The sequence below is a fragment of the Arcanobacterium wilhelmae genome (assembly GCF_029632765.1).
Lineage (GTDB): Bacteria > Actinomycetota > Actinomycetes > Actinomycetales > Actinomycetaceae > Arcanobacterium > Arcanobacterium wilhelmae.
In genome coordinates this window covers 882059-901783 of record NZ_CP121247.1, presented here as the reverse complement: position 1 = coordinate 901783, position 19725 = coordinate 882059, and the positions used below count along the sequence as shown (strand labels likewise).

Sequence of the window (19725 nt, the reverse complement as noted above, 5' to 3'; positions counted from 1 at the left end):
GTGGCACCATAGACCTATGGCTTTTCCGAACAAACTCTTGGGGCGCGACGAACGCGTGATCCGCCACATGCATGAGCACATCAAGGCTCTCACAGGAAATTTCGCAGTCGGGATCGTGGTGATCGCCCTCGTCATTATCGCGCTCGTTTATCTTCCTGATTCGCTGTGGCCATGGGGCGCTCTGGCTGCGGGAATCACGGCGCTCGTCCTCCTGGTGATCTTCGTGGGCTACCCGTTCCTCCAGTGGCTCACCACCACGTACACCATCACGGATCGGCGCGTGATCACTCGCGCGGGAATCCTCACCAAGGCAGGGCACGATATTCCGCTTTCGCGCATTTCCAACGTTTCCTACGAGCGCGATTTCGTTGATCGCCTCTTCGGGTGCGGAACGCTCGTTCTGGAAACGTCTGCCGGAAACCCTTTGTTTTTGACGGACGTTCCGGAAGTTGAAAAGGTGAACTTGGAACTGACGGAACTGTTGTTCGGAAACGCTTCCGCCGCGGCCGACGTCGACCCCGACGACTAACCCACCAGCCGAGGAGGACCTCACGCCCCTTCGGCAGCTGTGAATTTCACCCAACGAAAGGAATTGTGATGGCCTGGACCGACATCCTCTCCTCGATAATCCGCAACGTCGGCCGCACTCTGCTTCGCCGGGCAAGCCGGGAAGTGGAGCGCGCCGTCACCGACTCGCTTTCGGGAAAGCAACGCCGAACGACGGCGACAACACACACGCAAGCGTCCCGGGCAGATAGGTCCGCCGGCGACGGGATTGCACACTCAACCGCGCAGTTCCCTGGCCCGGACGAACCAGCGCTCGTCTACGACGTCGCCGCGCTCGGCTTGCCAGCCTTCTCATACGCTCCCGAGCACGACGGCGCTCCGGACCCTGGCGAGGTCGTGTGGACGTGGATCCCCTACGAGGAGAACGACGGACGCGGAAAGGACCGCCCCGTCTTGGTTGTCGCGCAGGAAGGCCCGCACGTGATCGTGGCTCAGCTGACCTCCAAAGATCACGATATCGACGCCGCTCAGGAAGCACGCTGGGGCAGACAGTGGATGGATATCGGCTCTGGAGATTGGGATCCGAAACGCCGACCGAGCGAAGTGCGTCTCGATCGTTTGCTCGTCGTGCACGAGCAAACTGTACGACGCGAGGGTGGGCGCATTGATTCTGCAATCTTCCAGGCTGTAGTGAACAAGCTCGCACAAATCCAGTAGCGGTAACCGAACTTTGTGTTCACTCTATGCCTGCACCATTCACGTGACGCGCTCCACCGAGAATCGTGTGGAGTTCCTTCACAAATGAAGAGCCACACTGGTAATGTTGTTTCTCGGACTTTGAGCTCGGTCGGGTGAAAAGTTCGGCCTTGATTCTTTCCACGGGTGTCCCCACGCCCGGCAGTCCGGATCAGGCAAGCCCTCAACGACCATGTCAGTTTCGTGCGTGCAGGCGCACGTACGAGAAGTGAAAGAGTTATTAAGTGGCAAACATTAAGTCGCAGAAGAAGCGTATCAAGACCAACGAGAAGCGCCGCGTGCGCAACCAGGGCTACAAGTCGGAGTTGCGTACCCTTGTCCGTAAGACCCGCGAGGCTATCGCCGCTGGCGATGCCGAGAAGGCTGCAGACGAGCTGAAGGTTGCTTCGCGTAAGCTTGATAAGGCTGTCTCGAAGGGCATCATCCACAAGAACCAGGCCGCCAACCGCAAGTCGAAGCTTGCAAAGCAGGTTGCCAAGCTCGGCAAGTGATGCACCCACGCTGACGAAACGTGAGGGCCGGATCTGTTGATCCGGCCCTCACATTTTTTATTCGCGGCTTGTGGTGGTGGCTTCGGAACCGAAGCCACCACCTTTATGCGCCGCTGTTACCTGTGTTTTAGAGCGCGGCCACGATTCGTTCCACCGAATCCTTGGCGTCTCCGAGCATCATATCCGTGTTCTCGTTAAAGAACAGCGGGTTCTGAACGCCTGCGTAGCCGGCGTTGCCCATCGAACGCTTCGAGACGATCACTCGCTTCGCCTCCCACACCTTGAGAACTGGCATTCCTGCAATCGGCGAGCCCGGCTCTTGCGCTGCGGGGTTCACAGTATCGTTTGCACCGATCACAAGCACGACATCGACATCAGCGAAGTCGTCGTTGATCTCGTCCATCTCGAGAACGATGTCGTAAGGAACCTTTGCCTCAGCCAAAAGGACGTTCATGTGACCAGGCAGGCGCCCCGCAACAGGGTGGATACCGAACGTGACATCCACCCCCTGGGCGCGCAGTTTCTCGGTGAGCGTTGCTACCGGGTACTGTGCCTGCGCCACAGCCATGCCGTAGCCAGGAGTAATCACCACACGCTTCGCGCCCTTGAGGAGCTCTGCCACATCCTCCGGAGAAATCTCGGTATGCGATCCGTAATCCTTCGACTCGCCAGTGGTGGCGCCGTCGGACCCGAAACCACCGAGAATCACCGAAATGAACGACCGGTTCATCGCCTTACACATGATGTAGCTCAGGTAAGCACCAGAGGAACCGACGAGCGCACCGGTGATGATCAGAAGATCGTTACCGAGCGTGAAGCCTGCCATCGCAGCCGCCCAGCCCGAGTACGAATTCAGCATCGAGACGACCACGGGCATATCGCCACCACCGATCGCCGCGACGAGGTGTGCTCCAAGTGCGAGGGAAACCACCGTTAGCAGAAGTAACGGAATAAGCCCCATAGCAACGGACCGTGTGTAGGCGAACCACACGATCAGCAGGAGCGAGACCACGATAGCGCCGAGGTTGAGCCAGTTGCGGCCCGGGAGTGTGAGCGGCGCTCCCTTGATCTTGGCGCTCAGCTTCAAGTAGGCGACGATCGAACCGGTGAATGTGACAGCGCCGATAAAAACAGCGAGGCCAACTTCTCCCATATGGAAAGCGTTCTCGGGGCTATCGCTACCCGGCGTGAGAAGGAAAGAGTTAAAGCCCACGAGCACGGCGGCAAAACCGACGAAGGAGTGCAACAGTGCGATAAGCTCCGGCATGCCTGTCATTTCGACTTTTCGGGCCTTGTAGATCCCAAAAGCGCCGCCCACTCCGATCGCGACCACCAGAAGGACAAGCACGGCAACAAGATGCCGGCTTCCCATCAACTCACCAGAAGCAGTGAGCACAACAACCACGGTCGCAATCAGCGCTGCGGCCATACCCGCGATACCGAATCGGTTGCCGTTCTCAGCGGTGGTCTGCTTTGACAGCCCTGCAAGTGCGAGGATAAACAACAGCGCTGCGACGATATACGCGAGCGTCTGGATCGAGATAACAGTCCCAAGAATTGCGTAAGTATTCATTTCAGCTCCTCCGGAACATCTTCAGCATGCGTTCGGTCACTGCGAAGCCACCGAACACGTTAATCGAGGCAACCGCCACTGCAATCGCGGCGAGAATCTGAACGGCGACGTTATTTGCTCCAACTTGGAGGATCGCACCGACCACGATGATTCCCGAGATTGCGTTAGTCACCGACATCAGTGGCGTGTGGAGTGAATGCGTGACGTTGGTGATCACGTAGAAGCCGACGACGACGGCAAGGGCAAACACCATGAAGTGTGAGGCAATCGCCGGTGGCGCGAGGAAGATCAGCACGCCGAGTACCACGGCCGCGACAAGAGCCCACCAGTAGCGCGCAAGCCACGATTTCGGTTCCGGTTCAGGCGCAGGCTCCGCAACTGGCGCAGTCTGCGACTTTGCGGGAGCAGCCGAGACCTTGACCGGCGGTGGCGGGAAGAACACCTCCCCCTCGACAGTCACGGCCATCTGGCGAACGACCTCGTCGTTCAGATCAAGGTTGAGCACGCCATCCTTCTCCGGCGTGGTGAGCTTGAAGAAGTTCACCAAGTTCTGGCCGTAGAGCTGCGAGGCCTGCCCCGGCAGGCGCCCAGCCAAATCGGAATAGCCGATGATAGTGACGCCACCATCTGTGACGACTGCTTCGCCAGATCGCGTCAGAGTGACGTTGCCGCCGTTCGCGGCAGCCATATCGACGATCACCGAGCCTGGTTTCATCGCAGCGACCGCAGCATCGTCCAAAAGGATCGGTGAGGTGCGGCCCGGAATATTGGCCGTGGTGATGACAATATCGGCTTTCGCGGCTTCCTGAGCGTAGAGTTTCGCGGCAGCCTGTGCCTGATCTGCCGTCATCTCCTTCGCGTATCCATCCTCGCTCTTCTGGCCGGCAACTGGAATCGCCACGAAGCTTCCGCCCATCGACTCCACCTGCTCGGCTGTCTCTTCGCGGACGTCCGTTGCGAATACCTGCGCGCCCATCGAGTGAGCAGTACCGATCGCAGCCAGACCTGCAACGCCGGCGCCGATCACGTACACATTCGCCGGCGGCATCTTACCCGCAGCCGTAACCTGGCCAGAAAAGAGACGCCCATATGCGTTAGCGGCCTCGATCACCGCGCGATAACCGGCAAGGTTGGCCATCGACGAGAGAACATCCATTGACTGGGCACGCGAGATACGCGGAACCATGTCCATCGATAGCCCTGTCAGCCCTCGCTCAGCCAAAGCCTGGATCGTTGCTTCGTTACGCTTTGGCGCAAGCCGCGAAACCAGCGTCGCGCCTCGAGCCATGAGATCGAGTTCGGAATCCTGTGGCGTGTCAAGTGTGACGACGATATCGCTTGTCCACACCTCGTCGCGTGAAACTATGGAAGCCCCTGCCTCTACGTACTGCTGATCAGGGTATGCTGCACGCTCCCCCGCACCGCTCTCGACAACAACGTCGTAGCCGAGTTTGATGAGTTTCCCAGCAGTATCAGGCGTGGTAGCGACCAGGGCCTCGCCATGGCGAGACTCATTTGGTACTCCAATACGCACCTTATCTCCTTTTCATTTAGTCCGCGTTCTTGTATTGATACGCGGCTCACACTTTCATTTTAGGACCTACGTCACTTTTTATCAGAGGAACGAAACGCGAATTATCCTCTCTTACGAATTCGCCCAATCCTCACAATCGCTCGCTCAAGGGCAAACCCTGGATCACGCGACCCCCCTTTAACCTCTGCGTCGGCAGCTGCGACGAGCTCGATCGCTCGCCCAAGGCCAGCAACGCTCCAGTTCCGGATGCTTCTCTTTGCACGATCCATTTGCCACGGCGCCATCTGCACTTTCACACCGAGCTTCGACGAACGCGCACCGAGCACCTGTGCCATCTGGCGTAGCGAGAACGCCAACGCCGAGACGATCGCGACAGGAGATGTGCCCGTCGCCATAGCATGCCGAGCAAGTTGCACAGCACGGGCCGTCTGCCCCGCTACCATGGCATCGGCAACGTTAAACCCCGTTGCTTCGAGGCGACCAGCAAAATATGTATGCACGTGGGTTTCTTCGATCCGACCTTCCACATCCGCAAGCAACTGAGAGACCGCGGCAAGTAATTCCCGAACGTCGCTTCCGAGTGCATCAACGAGCGCGCCAACCGCCTCGGAACTCATGTGACGCCGGCGCGAACGCACCACCTCCATCACAGCGTCCGCCTTGTCTGAGGCGGTCTTCACTTTCGGAATGACAACGGTTGGCACTGCGGCAGCTGCGAGTTCCTCAAGCACCTTCTTCCCACGTACCCCGCCGTTATGACGCAGAAGAACGACGACGTCGGGTTCTGGAGATTCCAGGTACGTAGCAAGATCTGCCTGAAGCGGTGTATCCAGAGTTTCCAGCGCAGGAACATAAAGACATTTTGGCTCGGCGAACAGTGACGGACTCGCGAGCGCCGCGAGCTGACCAGGCTGATACTGGGCGGCGTCCACGCGCACGAACTCGGTATTCGGATCACGGTGGCGGAGCTGATCCCTCAGCAACTCCCACGCCCGATCTGCGAAGACCGGTTCCTCCGACTTGATGAGGACTACCGGCGCTGCCTGAATTTCGTTCCACTGCATGCCCACTATTATTCCATGCACCTATGACAGTTTTTGGCGTGCAGTTCGTTTCGTCAGCGATGACGCGCGTGTTGCGGTATTTCATCAGCGCCAAGGCTGCTACTAGCGCCGCCACGACTCCGGCGTTCACCAGTGCCGCAATACCGAAAGGGACCTGGGAAAACGGGAAACTCGAGCACACATGCGTGACTGCGACGATCCACCACGTACACGCCTTCGCCACCCCGAGAAATACCCACGCCACCAGTGAGCCTCCTGGCACCATTAAAAGAACGGACGCCGCCAACCCCGTGATCGTGAGCGGAGCTACCACCGGCGCAACCACGACGTTCGCGACCACACCCCAGACAGACACCTCATCTTGAAAATTCGCGACCACCGGAGCTGTTGCAAGGCTTGCGACCACCGGTATGGAGATAAGCTCTCCCAACGGTTTTGGAAGCGAGGAAAGCGCGCGAGTTAACGGGCGCCCGACGGTAATGATCCCCGCCGTCGCGAGCACCGACAATACAAAGCCCACCGACGTCGCCAGATGCGGATCGACCAAGCTCGTACCACCGACCGTCAGTGCAAGGAGCGGGAAAGCGCTCACGCGCCGGCGTAGTGCGTACCCGGTGCACATGCCAACACCCATCCAGACTGCTCGCAACACCGACGAATCCGGGCCGACAAGCCGCACAAGTGCCCAGATACCAGCGAGAGCGCTCACCGCACCGAGCCAGCCACGTCGCAGCCCGATCATCGCGATGATCCCACCAACTACTAACGAAACATGGGCTCCCGACACTGCGGTGAGGTGCGAGAGTGACAAACTCCGCATCTCGGTTTTCAGATCTCGATCGAGCTCCGAATCGTCGCCAACGAGGATGCCCGGGAGCAGGCCAGCCACTGAGCGATCGTCGCCCCGTAATGCTTGCGTTAAGCGCTCGCGGATTGTCCGGGCAACACGGGAAGAAGACGACAGAGGTGCACGGCTTTCGATAACGCCACGAAGCTGCAGATCACCTCCCCGCGGACTGACCCCCACACGGCCGCGAATGAGCAGCGTTTCCCCCAGAGTGACGATCTCGGGGCGGGTGAGCCGAATCTCAACGTGCGATGCGGACGTCGATCCCGTTCCGCGAAACTCGACCGCGCTCACAACGCCCCGAAATTTCGCTCCCCCATGAGTGTCAGTAGTGGGGTGCGAGGCAACTTCAACCACCGCCCGAACATATGCATCCTGCGCCGCCGCAGTCACCGCTGGATCCCTGTGGGAGAGGGAATCGTGGATAGCTCCCGAAACGTTCGTACACACGAGCGCCACCGCGCAAACACACACCAGATGACGAATGCTCTCCTCGCCCTGCCACAAAGCAGCCCCCAGAACGAGGATGAGGCCGGCAAGCGTCAACGTCAGCGAATGCCAACTACAGATCGCACCAAGCCACAACACGACGGCCGCTGGCCCGAGCCGAAGGTCGCCCATCTCTCGCTACCTCACCGGACGGCGAATCATCATGGCAAGCACCCCCACGATTGTCGTGTTGAAGACGTAACAACCACATGCTTCCGTGCCATTGCGATACTGACAAATGTTTGTCGACACGCAATGATTTGGTATACGCCTGGGCTAGAGGCGCACATGCGGACGAATTTTCTCGAGCGTTTTGACGCCAATACCACTGACTTCGGTAAGCTGATCCACCGACGAAAAAGAACCAATACTCGTTCGATATTCGACAATCGCGGCGGCGGTGACAGGACCGACACCAGGGATTGCTTCGAGCTCAGCTACCGTAGCCGAATTGAGATTCACAGTGTTCTCCTGCGTTGCGCTTCCGCTATTGTTCTGCGGTGTGTTCTTTTCGCCTGGGTGATCGGGCACATGGCCAGTACCATTCAAAGGTTCGCCAACGCGAGGCACGTGGATGTGCTGCGAATCCTCCACTTTCTCGGCAAGGTTAACAGCTGAAGTATCCGCCTGCTGCGCGAACCCTCCGGCTGCCTTCACGACGTCGTCGATGCGCGCTCCCTGAGGCACTGTAACGACGCCGGGGCGCACAACCGCTCCGGAGATATAGACGACCGCATCACCCGAAGGAGGTGCAGGCGAGACGCTCGAGCCTTGACCTGGCTGCACTGCTGAAGAGCTCGGTGCTTGAGGAGTTGCGAACGCAGCAGAGCTTTGCACCTGCGATGGGAATTCGATAGCTTGCCCCGGCCGGTTCCACACAAGGAGCACGCACACAACCACAGTGACGAGGATCAAACTCACAGCGACGAGGCGTCCCTGTTCGGCCGTCAGGCGGATCTTCCATTTCGGGGGCTGCTCGGAAAGCGCTCCGATATCGTCGCCCACGCCCGCCGCAAGGGCGACATGAGCGAATCCCGTAGCAGTAGCGCGACCCTGATGCGGCTCTCTTTGCATACGCTCTGATTCGCGACGCCGATCGCGCGGCGCACGCTTGAGTTCTCTCAACGCCCGTGGTGGTACTTCCATGAGCCCAGTATGAAACGTCCACAACATCCCTTGCCCTTTCAGGGCAGACACCTGTGGAAAAACACCACACTACTGCAAACTGTGGATACATTTTCGAGATGCTTCAACAATGAAATCGCCGTTGCCTCACAACAAAAATGTGGCCGAGACAACGTATCATGTGTGCATGAACGAAGCCGAGATCAAGCGCCTCCAAGCTGAGGCAGCGCAAGCAGAAGCAGAAGCCGCCGCCGCAAAGGCGGCAGCCGCGAAAGCACAACTCGAAGCGGCACTCGCCGCGGCAGGGAGTCCCACACCAGCCGAACCTACCGCACCGGCGTCGGGAAGCGAACAAACTGACGCTCTGAGCCCAAGCGAGGCTCCAGCGCCGGCTCCTGCAAGCGAACCGGAGGCGGCGCCCATCAGCAACTATGCCCAGAAAGTCGCCGACGGTTACACCTACGAAGGCCTCACTTTTACCCTTGGTTCGTATATGGAAAACGGCACTCCCGTGCCGTCAGTTCCCGTGAAGCTGCCGCTCGCGATGCTCAACCGCCACGGGCTCGTTGCCGGTGCAACTGGTACCGGAAAAACGCGTACGCTCCAGCTTTTCGCAGAGTCGCTCTCGAACGCAGGAGTGCCCGTTTTTATCACCGATATTAAAGGCGACCTCACTGGACTCCTTGAACCCGGCCCCTCGAGCGAGAAACTTCTCGCTCGCACCGCCGCGAACGGCCAACCGTGGGAGCCCAAATCGTTCCCGACGGAACTCTACACGCTCGGCGGTAATGGCAACGGAACCCCAATCCGCACCTCTGTGACCGACTTCGGCCCGCTTCTGTTGGCAAAGGTGCTCGGGCTCAACGAAACCCAGGAATCAGCACTCTCGCTGATCTTCCACTGGGCAGATCAAAACGGGCTCGCACTCATCGATCTCGGCGATCTGCGCGACGTCATCCAGTACCTCACCTCGGACGCCGGAAAAGAACAGCTCTCCGGGATCGGCGGAGTCGCGTCCGCGACGGCGGGCGTGATTTTGCGCGAGGTTGCCGCCCTCCAGGCCCAAGGAGCCGACTCATTCTTCGGCGAGCCTGCGTTCTCCGTGAAAGAATTTATGCGTACTGCTACTGACGGGCGCGGCGTCATTTCCTCGCTTGAGCTTCCCGACGTCGGTTCCCAACCCGCGCTGTTCTCCACATTCATCATGTGGTTGCTCGCCGAGTTGTTCCAGGAGCTGCCCGAAGTCGGCGACGCTGAGAAACCGAAGCTCGTATTCTTCTTCGACGAGGCTCACCTGCTGTTCACCGATGCGTCGAAGGAATTCCTCGCGCAGGTTGTGCAGACGGTCCGTCTGATCCGCTCCAAGGGCGTGGGCATTTTCTTCGTCACCCAAACCCCGAAGGATGTCCCTGCCGACGTCCTCGCTCAGCTCGGCGCGAAGGTTCAGCATGCTCTGCGCGCTCATACGCCTCAAGATGCTGCCGCGCTCAAGGAAACAGTCAAGACATTCCCGATCACTCCCGAGCTCGATCTCGAAGCGCTCTTGCCGTCGCTGGGAACCGGCGAGGCCATTGTGACGGTTCTGGATCCGAAGGGCCGTCCCTCCCCCGTCGCGCCCACCAAGATCTGGGCACCAGCGTCGGTGATGGGAGTCGGCTCTAATGCCGCCGTCGCTGGGGCACTCGCAGCCTCCCCCACGATGGCGAAGTACAAGGACGCCGTCGATCCCGAGTCCGCCACCGAGCTCCTCGCACAACGAATCGAAGCCGAAGCGAAAGCAAAGGCAGACGCCGAAGCTGCTGCAAAAGCCGAGGCGGAGGCCCAAAAGGAAATGGAACGCCGCGCCCGCGAGCTCGAAAAGCAGGCAGAAGCGGATCGCAAAGCTGCGGAAAAGGAAGCGGAACGTGCCCGCCGCGAGGCTGAAAAGGAAGCCGAACGCTCCAAGCGGCGCCGCGAATCCGTTGTGGATTCGATCGTGGGCACAGTCGGGCGCACCGTTGGGCGAGAGATCCTCCGTTCGATCTTTGGGACGCGCAGAAAGTAACCTCCCAACAGCCCGATCTCTCGGTGATGAAGAAAAGGTGTGGCTTCACGGAAGTGTTCCGTGAAGCCACACCTTTGACGAAAACGCCCGGCATAAATTAGTCCGATGCCACGAGCTGTGCGACATCCGCGATCGACTCATGGACGAAATCCGGACGGTACGGGTATTGCGTAATGTCACTGCGTGTGGTGGAGCCAGAAAGCACCAGGTGGGTCTGCAACCCCGCCTCCATACCCGACTGAATATCGGTATCCATGCGGTCGCCCACAAACGCCGTGTGCTCCGAATGAGCCTCAATTTTGTTCAATCCATTGCGGATCATCACAGGGTTTGGCTTGCCCACATAGTACGGATTCTTACCTGTTGCCTTCGTGATCATTGCAGCCACAGCTCCCGTTGCCGGGATCTTTCCTTCGGCCGATGGGCTCGAGGGATCGGGATTCGTTGCGATGAAACGAGCACCGGCGTCGATCAGGCGAATCGCCTTCGTGATTGCTTCGAACGAATAAGTGCGAGTCTCCCCCAACACCACGAAATCAGGGTTCTGTTCCGTCATGACGAAGCCTTTTTCGTACAATGCAGTGGTCAACCCAGCCTCTCCAACAACGAAAGCGCGGCGCGACTGTGACTGGTTCGCGAGGAACTGCGCGGTGGCGAGTGCTGACGTCCAGATGTGTTCCTCAGGCACGTTCAGCCCCGACGCCTCTAGACGCGCCGAAAGATCACGCGGGGTGAAAATCGAATTATTCGTCAACACCAAATACGGGATGTTGTTCTCCTGGAGCGCCGTGATGAACTCGTTCGCACCGGGGAGGGCATTGCCCTCGTGGATTAGCACGCCATCCATATCGGTCAGCCAACTATCAATACGTTCATTCATACCCCCGTTATACCACTAACCTACGATTGGGTAACCCTAGTATCGCTCACGGAAAACACACCCTTTGAACTGCGAAAATGCAGGGCCACCTGGGCGCTCGTCTAATCGCCGAAGAACATCGCATCCCCTATGCGCCGTCAGAAAGCACCCGTGGATCGGGCACAAAACGGCGGGTTTCGCAAACTATTTTGCGAAACCCGCCGAAGTCAATTCGCCGAAATGCGCCGTCAATCAGTGTGCGCGGTACGTGAGTGTGGCGGTCATGTAACGGGTGTTGCCCGGTTGTAGCCTCAAGGATGGCGCCGAATCGTAGCGGTTGAACGAATCCGCATGATGCGAGATCGGCGCGAGGCACAGCGACTTACGGGCATCGCGATCTAGGCGGTCACCCGAATCGACGTACACCACCGGCGCTTCGGCCGGCTCCTGAGTGAGCGTAATCTGAGCCGCCGACGACGGGTTGAGGATCGACGTGACAACCACACCGGCATCGTTCGGAACGAGGCCACGGTAATACGTGGCGAACGACTTCGTGCCAATGTAATCGATAACCACCGGGGCCTTGACTCCCGAGTATGCAGCCTCGCCACGCAACGGCACCGAGTTTGCATCGGTGAGAATCTTCGTGCGCGCCGGGATCTCCACCGACAAGTTCTTGATGGAGGAGACTCCCGGCATCGCAAGATACGGTGACCAGCCCAGCGCCAGCGGAACAGCGACGTCGGAGCGGTTCGTTGCAGCCAGGGTCACTGACAAATGCTCGGCGGCATCTGCACCCGAATCGAGGGAGAACGTCACCGAAATATCGAACGGCCACGGGTACGCCTCTGAGCCGGAGTAGGAATACTCGAGTGTGAGCGTGGAATCCGCATTACGCATTGTAAACGGCGCATCCTTCACAAGGCCCAGGAAACCTTCCGGAACACCTCCAACGTTGTATTCGGCGCCGTCAAAGCTGTAGGAATCCCCCTCCATGTGCCCCATCCACGGAGCCAACACTGCACTGCGTCCGCCAACCCCAGCGCGAAGCTCGCCGGCGTTCGCGTAGCCCGAGATCACGTGTGCCCCCGCGGCGGGCTCCCACGAGATCACGGTGGCGCCCTGCTCTGCGACAAGGGCCGTGGCGCCAGAAGTGGATGTTAACCGCCACGCTGGCATCCCATCAAACTCCGCCTTCTCAACGGTGGTGCTTGCAACCTGCGCCATATCACTCGCCTTCTCTCAATGTTTCCCAACAGTTTACAACGTCACATACAACATGCGGGGACGGGCCGGAATTTTGATACACGACCCGCCCCTCATGTTCACTCACGGAACGATGTTGACAATCTTCGGCGCTCGGACGATCACCTTGCGCGGCTCTCCGTCGAGGAACTTGCGCACCTTCTCGGAGGCGAGCGCCAACTTCTCAAGGTCGTCAGCCGAGATATCTGCCGGAACCTCGGCGCGATCGCGAACCTTGCCCTTCACCTGGAAAACGGCAGTCACCTGATCGTCAACAAGGAGCGACGGATCCTCCACCTGTGGGAATGGCTCGTGCGCGAGAGAGCCCTCATGGCCAAGGCGGCTCCACAGCTCCTCCGCAATATGTGGGGCAACCGGAGAAGTCATCAGAACGATCGCCTCGGCAGCCTCACGCGGCACATCTTTTCCGGTGAGGTAGTTATTGAGCTCAATCAGCTTCGCGATGGCCGTATTGATGCGCATGTTCTCGTATTCGCCCCGAACGAAATCGATCGTTCGCGCAACCTGCTGGGCCATCTCACGCGGCATCTGCTCATCCGTGACAAGCACATCACCAGTTTCCTCGTCCACAACATTGCGCCACAGGCGCTGAAGGAAACGCTGAGCACCAACCACTGCGCGGGTTTCCCATGGGCGGTCAATATCGAGCGGCCCCATCGACATCTCGTACACGCGGAACGTATCGGCGCCGTACGTTTCTGCCATGTAATCCGGGGTGACGATGTTCTTCAGGCTCTTACCCATCTTGCCGTACTCACGGTTCACCTTCTCGCCGTTGTACTCCCAGGTCACTTCGCCTGAACCGTCCGACGCCGGTACCTCGACGACGTTCTCTGCAGGGACGTATGCACCGCGCGAGTCCGTGTAGGCATACGCCTGAACGTAGCCCTGGTTGAACAGCTTGTGGAATGGCTCTGAGGAGGACACGTAGCCCAAATCGAAGAGGACCTTCTGCCAGAAGCGCGCGTATAGCAGATGCAACACTGCGTGTTCCACACCGCCCACGTACAAATCGGCGCCGCCGGATGCCTTGCCCTCGCGCGGCCCCATCCAGTAGGCCTCGTTCTGCGCGGCAACGAATTCATCGTCGTCGTGCGGATCGATGTAGCGAATCTCGTACCAGCAAGAGCCTGCCCAGTTGGGCATGGTGTTCGTGTCGCGCTTGTACTTCTTGACACCGTCACCCAGATCGAGTTCCACATTCACCCAGTCAGTCAAACGACCAAGCGGTGGTTCCGGGTTGGACTCCGCATCGTCCGGATCGTACGATCGCGGCGAATAATCTGGCGTATCCGGAAGCTCCACCGGAAGCATCGACTCTGGCAACGCGTGAACGTTCCCCTCCTCGTCGTAGACCACAGGGAACGGCTCACCCCAGTAGCGCTGACGAGAGAACAACCAATCACGCAGACGATATGAGATCGCCTCCTTACCCTTGCCCTCGGCTTCGAGCCACTCGATCATGCGCGCCTTGCCAGCTGCCTTATCCAGGCCGTCAAGGGACACCGAATCGTTCGACGAATCGATAATCGCGCCATCGCCGGTGTACGCCTGATCGGCAGGGAAATCCTCCGGCGCCGCGATCGTGCGTACGATATCCAGGTCAAACTTGGTTGCGAACGCGAAATCGCGCTCATCGTGAGCCGGCACCGCCATGATCGCACCCGTACCGTAGCCCATCATGACGTAATCGCCCGTAAACACTGGAATATCGGTGCCCGTCACCGGGTTCGTCGCGAAAATACCGGTGAAAACACCCGTCTTTTCCTTCTCGGCGTCCGCACGGTCCATATCCGACTTGCGCGACGCAGCGATTTGGTAATCATGGACGGCAGTGCGCGGATCCGATGCACCGCCCATCCACGCCTCGCGCGTTCCCGCCGGCCATTGAGCGGGCAGGTTCTCGGACTTCAGCATCGGATGCTCAGGCGAGACCACCATGAACGTTGCGCCGAAGAGCGTGTCTGGACGCGTGGTAAAGACGGTGAGGGTCTCGTCCCCACCTTCGTGATGGGCCGTGAAATCAACATCGGCGCCGCGGGACTTTCCGATCCAGTTGCGTTGCATCGCACGCACCTTCTCCGGCCAATCCACCGTATCGAGATCCTCCGCTAGACGATCCGCGTAGGCGGTGATGCGCATCATCCATTGCGAAAGTTCGCGCTTAAAGACCGGGAAGTTCCCGCGCTCCGAGCGGCCATCGGCCGTCACTTCCTCGTTGGCGAGCACCGTGCCCAGGCCAGGAGCCCAGTTCACCGGCGCATTCTCGATATATGCCAAACGACGGCTATCGACAGCCTCACGGCGTTCATCGGAGCTCATCTCGCTCCAAGCCTTCCCCGACGGCGTCGCGATCGAGCCATCCTCGTAGCCGACGATCAACTCCGAGATCGGGCGAGCACGCCCAACCGTGCCCTCCTCGCGACCCGGCGCCTCGGCGTCGTACCAGGAGTTAAAGATCTGCAAGAAGATCCACTGGGTCCACTTCACAAACTCGATATCCGTAGTAGCGAGCGAGCGGCGCTGCTCGTGGCTCAGCCCGAGCAGACGCAACTGACGGCGCATATTCGCGATGTTTTCCTCGGTCGTCACACGCGGATGCTGGCCCGTTTCCACCGCATACTGCTCGGCGGGAAGACCGAAGGCGTCGTATCCCATCGTGTACAGCACGTTTTTACCCAGCATGCGTTGATAGCGCGCAACCGTGTCCGTTGCGATGTACCCCAGCGGGTGGCCGACATGCAGGCCCTTGCCCGACGGGAACGGGAACATGTCAAGGAGGAAGAATGCTTCTTTATCGGTATCTCCCGCTAGCTCACCCACAGGATTTGGGGCGTTAAAGGTACCATCAGATTCCCAGATGTTCTGCCACTTCGCCTCGATCTCGTTTGCGAGCTCGGCCGTGTAGCGATAGCGAAATTCGCTCATGACTCTCCTTGAATAAAAACGGTTCATCCAATGGTAGCGCACCCCCGCACAAACCCGGCGTACACTGAACCTTATGGCAAGCATTTTTACGAAGATTATTCGCGGAGAAATCCCTGGCCAGTTTGTGTGGAAGGACGCTGTATGCGTGGTCATGGCCACGATTGAGCCCGTTCGTCCCGGTCACGTCATGGTGATCCCGCGCGAGGAAGTCGCCAAGTACACCGATCTCGCTCCGGCGGTCTTCGCCCACCTCATGAATGTTGCCCAGATCGTGGGCCGCGCCCAGGAAGAAGCATTCGGTGTGGAGCGCACGATCGTCCAAATCCTCGGATTCGACGTGCCCCACACGCACGTCCACGTGATCCCAGGCGCAGATTCTGGCGCGGCAAAGTTCGACAACGCCACCGCAGCCCCCGCTGAAGAGATTGCCGAGGCGATGGCGAAGCTCCGCACCGCCCTGATTCGCTCCGGCCACGCAGAATTCGTCGCCGAGGCATAACCTCCGCAACTTCACAAAACCGGCTGTCCCGGCCTCACAATGGCGTGAGACCGGGACAGTCATTCTTTCTTCGGTGTTTTGCGCCCACGCCGTGGCCCACGATATGAGCCGAGCACCGGCGTCGGGGGCTCACAAGACGATCATCCACTGATCCCAGAACCAGATAATCGCGAACACAACCAGCGCAGCCCATACCGAAACCACCACGTACCAGCGGTTACGCACGAGAGCACGCCCAAACGGGACTCCGCCGCTCCCCCAGTGCCCAGCGTGGAGCGATGCACCTGCAACCGTCACCCACAGAGGTATCGTCGCGAACCATGTCACCACGCAATACGGGCAGAGCGAACCCTCTTTGAAGAAGGACATGTATGCGAACCAGCACACCCAGACGATTCCAGCCGTCGTCGCAAGTGAAATCGCCTGCCACACGAGTCGCGAAATCGTCGAGCGCGTGAGCAACACGAGCCCGATCGCGATCATGCCCGAAAAGAACGCGAATCCGAGCACGGAGTTCGAGATGCCGAAAAACACCTCGTTTTGCCATTGGCCAATCCACTTCGAACAACCCACGAGCGGGTTAATATCGCACGCGAGCGCAGCATCCGGGTTCGTCAATTTTTCCTTTTCGGACAAAATCAGCCCCAGCGATGCGGCAAAACCGATCAGAGAGGACACGACGACGGCGATCGCTGTTCCACGTGTTACACCACCGGATCGCTCATGCTCGCTCGCCGGCGCGTGATAGCGTTCTGCCACGGAATCGAGCCGTGCCTCGAGAGCGTCGAGCTCTTCATCAGTCATATCATCGCGATATTCGAGATCCTTCACGCTACTTCCCCTTGTTTTGAGCGACAAACTGTTCAACGAACTCGGCGGTGTCCTCCCAGCCCGTCACCGCGTGGGTCGCGATCCCAAGACGAGTAACGGGGTAATCGTTCCCTCCCTCGTCAAGGCGGTCGCCAATGAACAGCATCTCCTCGATCGCAATTCCAGTTTGCTGTGCTAGCTCCGCAATTCCGTACGCTTTGTCGATGCCCTTGGCGGTAATATCCACCGACGTCGACCCACCAGATCGCACCTCGAGCTCCGGGAGCAGAGGCTCGACGGCGGAGCGCAATGCTTCCTTCTTCGCTCCTGTTGGATCCCACGCCTTCTTCGCCTCGAGCGGGGCTTCCTGGCCAAGAGCTGAGAACGTGATCTGCGAGCCGCGGTCTTCGAGGATATCTCCCCACGTCGTCTCTTCCCACAAGCCCAGCCGCTTCGCCTGTTCCTCGAGAGCCCCCAGTGCACGCTCACGCAACTCATCGGGCAAGTCGCGCACATACACCGGTACCCACGCGCCGGCGTCGCGCCTCATGTACCGCGTGCCGCATGTGGGCATGAGGTGGAGTCGCCCGAGCTGTTCCTCGGTGGCGTCCAAATTTGCGAGCAACTGGTTCTCAAACTGTGCAAACGTTCCGCCAGAAATCACACACACCTGCACCACGTCGAGCAACTTGGCAAGCGCTTCACCCATCCTTGGCGGCAGTGGCGACTTGGACGGCGCGAGCGTGTCGTCCAGATCGAACGCGATCAACGAAATCATGTTTCCCTTCCATTCAGGTAGTCGGCCATATTTTTCCACTTTGCCAGCATTGGGCGCTAGTGTTTAATACGAATACCTCTAGATAAGGAATTGAAGCATGCTCAACAACAACTCATCTGAGCCGAAAGTGCCAGTTACCCTCGAGCGAAGCGCTGCATGGTCATGGCGCCTCATTGTGACCACCGTCGCGCTACTCGCCGCCGGCTGGGCGATGCTCCAGCTCTCCTCCATTGTGGTTGCGCTCATGGTGTCGCTCTTGCTCGCTGTGATCCTCGAGCCAGTGGCATCTTTCCTCCGCAATCGATGGCACTGGCCGCGCTCCCTCGCCTCCGTAACCGCTCTCCTCGGGCTGGTGATCATTGTCAGTCTGCTCCTCATCGGCGCAGGCACCTCAATCTTCCAGGGCTTTGCGGATCTCTCCAGCCAAATCAACGCCGGAATCGACTCGATCGTGGCTTGGCTGCACCAACAGTTCCCTCAGTTCGATCAAGAAATTTCGAACGCCTGGCAGCAAGTTCAGGACTACGCGAAGTCCAATTCCTCGACGATCGCGGGCGGCGTCGCCTCCGTGGGCTCGGGCCTTCTCTCGCTCGCAACTGGTACCGTCCTCGTGCTCTTCACCCTGTTCTTCTTCCTCAAGGATGGACGACGCATGTGGCACTGGGTGGTACGCCTCTTCCCCGCCGAGAACCGCACCGCAGTGAACGAATCGGGCATCCGCGCATGGATTACGGTTGCCTCGTACGTGCGAGTTCAGGCGATCGTGGCATTCGTGGACGCCCTCGGCATTGCGCTCGTTGCATTCATCTTGAAAACGCCAATCACGCTCGCTTTCCCAATCGGCGTACTGGTGTTCTTGTTCTCGTTCATCCCGATCGTTGGTGCGTTCGTTTCTGGTTTCGTTGCCACAATGGTGGTGCTTGTCAACACGGGAAGCCCGTGGATGGCACTGGCCATGTTCGTTGGCGTGCTCGTGGTTCAGCAGGTCGAGGGCAACGTTCTCCAGCCCGTCCTACAAGGCAACGCTCTGAACATGCACCCGCTCGCAATCGTTATGGTGATCGCTGGAGGGTCTGCCCTCTTCGGCCTCTACGGCGCACTCTTCTCCGTGCCGATCGCCGCCGCTGTGAACACGGTAGCCCTGTATCTGCGTGGCCACGACATTTACCCATATCTCACATCCGACGAGAACCGCCCGGGCGGGCCGTTCAAGCCGTTCGACTACTACACCAAGCTCTACTGGGAAGATTTCGCGCAAAACGTTGCCCAGACCGAGTCGCCCAAATCCCGCTTTGTCACAGGCGAATCGGGGACGAAAGAATCGATCGAACGCGACGAAGAAGCCACCGCATCCAACGAATGAGATTGTTACAATGAAGCGTCGGCATTCGCCGAAGTCAATCAAAGGAGATAACTATGTCCACACCCCACATTGGTGCGCAGCCCGGTGATTTCGCCCCCGCAGTGCTGCTTCCCGGCGATCCGAAGCGCGCCAAGCGCATGGCCGAGCAGCTGATGCCTGATGCGAAGCTCGTCACCGACGTCCGTGGCATCCTCGGTTTCACGGGTGAAGTCAATGGCAAGCCGCTGTCCATTATGGGAACCGGCATGGGCCAGCCCTCGCTCTCAATCTACGTCAATGAGCTCTTCATGCACTACGGCGTTGAGCGCGCGATCCGCGTAGGAACCTGCGGTGGCCTCTCGATGGACGTCAACGTCGGCGACGTCGTTGTGGCGATGGGCGCCCACTACGAAGGTGTACTCAACACCTATCTCACACCGGGAATCCACTATTCGGCCGTTGCAGATTACGGCCTCGTGCGCGCAGCCGTCGATGCAGCCGAAGGTGAAGAAGGTATCCATGTTGGCACCGTTGCCTCGCGCGATCGCTTCTATGGCGTTCCGAAGGAGGAGAACGAAGCACTCGCCGCCGTCGGTTGCTTGGGTACCGAGATGGAAGCCGGCGCCCTCTACGGCCTGGCCGCCAAGTACGGCCGTCAGGCACTTGCAGTCCTCACGGTTTCGGATCACATTCTGAAGGGCTCGGATCGTGATTACACTGCCGCTGAGCGTGAGGAGCTGTTCCAGCGCGCTCTGAAGCTCGCAGTTGCTGCGGCTCATTCCTGATCTGCGCATAAACCATCAACAGCGCGGG

17 protein-coding genes are annotated in these 19725 nt (G+C 59.2%); 7 read left to right on the top strand and 10 right to left on the bottom strand.

The window, feature by feature from the left end; genetic code table 11:
- The first annotated feature begins 16 nt into the window (after window positions 1-16).
- From P8A24_RS03985 to rpsT, 3 genes are all read left to right on the top strand, one after another.
- The gene (locus P8A24_RS03985) at window positions 17-529 is read left to right on the top strand and encodes a PH domain-containing protein (protein ID WP_278059976.1); all 513 of its coding nucleotides are present in this window, start codon (window positions 17-19) and stop codon (window positions 527-529) included.
- 68 nt (window positions 530-597) lie between these two features.
- The gene (locus P8A24_RS03980; protein ID WP_278059974.1) at window positions 598-1224 is read left to right on the top strand and encodes a type II toxin-antitoxin system PemK/MazF family toxin; all 627 of its coding nucleotides are present in this window, start codon (window positions 598-600) and stop codon (window positions 1222-1224) included.
- 263 nt (window positions 1225-1487) lie between these two features.
- A complete protein-coding gene (rpsT, locus tag P8A24_RS03975) occupies window positions 1488-1754 on the top strand; it encodes a 30S ribosomal protein S20 (protein WP_278059972.1) in 267 nt (88 codons plus the stop codon).
- A 127-nt stretch (window positions 1755-1881) separates the two neighbouring features.
- Here the strand turns inward: rpsT and pntB are convergent, their stop codons facing one another.
- The 5 genes from pntB to P8A24_RS03950 all read right to left on the bottom strand — a co-directional run bounded on the left by pntB (window position 1882) and on the right by P8A24_RS03950 (window position 8407).
- Window positions 1882-3327 carry a Re/Si-specific NAD(P)(+) transhydrogenase subunit beta gene (gene pntB, locus P8A24_RS03970; RefSeq protein ID WP_278059969.1) on the bottom strand — a complete coding sequence of 482 codons (1446 nt, stop codon included), beginning with the start codon at window positions 3325-3327 and terminating at the stop codon, window positions 1882-1884.
- Between the two features lies 1 nt (window position 3328).
- Window positions 3329-4861: a Re/Si-specific NAD(P)(+) transhydrogenase subunit alpha gene (locus P8A24_RS03965; RefSeq protein ID WP_278059967.1), complete on the bottom strand. Its 1533-nt coding sequence runs from the start codon at window positions 4859-4861 to the stop codon at window positions 3329-3331.
- Between the two features lie 101 nt (window positions 4862-4962).
- On the bottom strand, window positions 4963-5925 hold the full coding sequence (gene holA, locus P8A24_RS03960; protein ID WP_278059965.1) for a DNA polymerase III subunit delta: 963 nt from the start codon (window positions 5923-5925) through the stop codon (window positions 4963-4965).
- Window positions 5816-7393, bottom strand: a complete 1578-nt coding sequence (locus P8A24_RS03955; protein ID WP_278059963.1) for a ComEC/Rec2 family competence protein — start codon at window positions 7391-7393, stop codon at window positions 5816-5818. Before P8A24_RS03955 ends, holA begins: the two co-directional genes overlap by 110 nt.
- Before the next feature lie 144 nt (window positions 7394-7537).
- Window positions 7538-8407: a helix-hairpin-helix domain-containing protein gene (locus P8A24_RS03950; RefSeq protein ID WP_278059960.1), complete on the bottom strand. Its 870-nt coding sequence runs from the start codon at window positions 8405-8407 to the stop codon at window positions 7538-7540.
- A 166-nt stretch (window positions 8408-8573) separates the two neighbouring features.
- On the opposite strand from P8A24_RS03950, the gene P8A24_RS03945 reads away from it, so the two are divergent.
- Complete coding sequence (locus P8A24_RS03945; protein WP_278059958.1) at window positions 8574-10430, top strand: helicase HerA-like domain-containing protein; 1857 nt, start codon at window positions 8574-8576, stop codon at window positions 10428-10430.
- A gap of 97 nt (window positions 10431-10527) precedes the next feature.
- Here P8A24_RS03945 and P8A24_RS03940 read toward each other — a convergent pair whose 3' ends face one another.
- The 3 genes from P8A24_RS03940 to leuS form a co-directional block, all read right to left on the bottom strand.
- Entirely contained in the window at window positions 10528-11310 is a 783-nt protein-coding gene (locus tag P8A24_RS03940; protein ID WP_278059956.1) for an HAD-IIA family hydrolase, read from the bottom strand.
- A gap of 231 nt (window positions 11311-11541) precedes the next feature.
- A complete protein-coding gene (locus P8A24_RS03935; protein ID WP_278059954.1) occupies window positions 11542-12516 on the bottom strand; it encodes an aldose 1-epimerase in 975 nt (324 codons plus the stop codon).
- 102 nt (window positions 12517-12618) lie between these two features.
- Window positions 12619-15483 (bottom strand): leucine--tRNA ligase, encoded by a 2865-nt coding sequence (gene leuS, locus P8A24_RS03930; protein ID WP_278059952.1) that lies wholly within the window; start codon window positions 15481-15483, stop codon window positions 12619-12621.
- A 73-nt stretch (window positions 15484-15556) separates the two neighbouring features.
- On the opposite strand from leuS, the gene P8A24_RS03925 reads away from it, so the two are divergent.
- Entirely contained in the window at window positions 15557-15982 is a 426-nt protein-coding gene (locus P8A24_RS03925; RefSeq protein ID WP_278059950.1) for an HIT family protein, read from the top strand.
- A 129-nt stretch (window positions 15983-16111) separates the two neighbouring features.
- Here the strand turns inward: P8A24_RS03925 and P8A24_RS03920 are convergent, their stop codons facing one another.
- The gene (locus P8A24_RS03920) at window positions 16112-16813 is read right to left on the bottom strand and encodes a vitamin K epoxide reductase family protein (RefSeq protein ID WP_278059948.1); all 702 of its coding nucleotides are present in this window, start codon (window positions 16811-16813) and stop codon (window positions 16112-16114) included.
- 1 nt (window position 16814) lies between these two features.
- Entirely contained in the window at window positions 16815-17567 is a 753-nt protein-coding gene (locus P8A24_RS03915; protein WP_278060190.1) for an HAD-IIB family hydrolase, read from the bottom strand.
- A gap of 100 nt (window positions 17568-17667) precedes the next feature.
- Between P8A24_RS03915 and P8A24_RS03910 the strand changes: the two genes are divergently transcribed.
- Both P8A24_RS03910 and P8A24_RS03905 read left to right on the top strand, forming a co-directional pair.
- Window positions 17668-18933 (top strand): AI-2E family transporter, encoded by a 1266-nt coding sequence (locus P8A24_RS03910; RefSeq protein WP_278059946.1) that lies wholly within the window; start codon window positions 17668-17670, stop codon window positions 18931-18933.
- A 53-nt stretch (window positions 18934-18986) separates the two neighbouring features.
- Complete coding sequence (locus tag P8A24_RS03905) at window positions 18987-19697, top strand: purine-nucleoside phosphorylase (protein ID WP_278059944.1); 711 nt, start codon at window positions 18987-18989, stop codon at window positions 19695-19697.
- The last annotated feature ends 28 nt before the right edge of the window (window positions 19698-19725 follow it).